The 611-nt window shown below is 64.3% G+C and carries 1 protein-coding gene; it reads left to right on the top strand.

From position 1 onward, the window contains the following. On the top strand, window positions 1-611 hold a 611-nt coding region (locus H7U12_RS20555; protein WP_206683966.1), incomplete at both ends, for an inositol-3-phosphate synthase.

The raw sequence follows: 611 nt of genomic DNA on the forward strand, positions 1-611 counted from the left end.
CTGATCGCCGGGGTGGAATCGATCAAGAAAGGGTTTTCACAACCGGTGGGCTCCCTGACCCAAATGGGCCGCATCCGGCTGGGCAAGCGCACCGACGACCGGTTCCCGCTCATCAAGGACTTCGTTCCCCTGGCCGGGCTGGAGGACATCGTCTTCGGCGGCTGGGACGTCTACTCAGACAACGTGTTCGAGGCGGCGGCCAACGCCAAGGTGCTGGAGCCCATGCTGCTGCACGCCATCAAGCCCGAGCTGGAGGCGCTCAAGCCCATGAAGGCGGTCTTCGACAAGGCCTACGCCCGCAACCTGGACGGCACCCACGTGAAGGAGGGCGCCAACAAGATGGAGCTGGCCGAGATGCTGATGGAGGACATCCGCTCCTTCAAGGAGACCAACGGCTGCGACCGCCTGGTGATGGTGTGGTGCGGCTCCACCGAGATCTACATCGAGGAGTCCGACGTGCACCGGAGCGTCGAGGCCTTCGAGCAGGGCCTTGTGAACAACGACCCGGCCATCGCCCCGTCTATGATCTACGCCTACGCCGCCATCAAGACGGGCGTTCCCTTCGCCAACGGCGCGCCTAACCTGACGGTGGACATCCCCGCCATCGTGGA

Source organism: Rufibacter sediminis, assembly GCF_014269285.1.
Classification (GTDB): Bacteria; Bacteroidota; Bacteroidia; order Cytophagales; family Hymenobacteraceae; genus Nibribacter; species Nibribacter sediminis.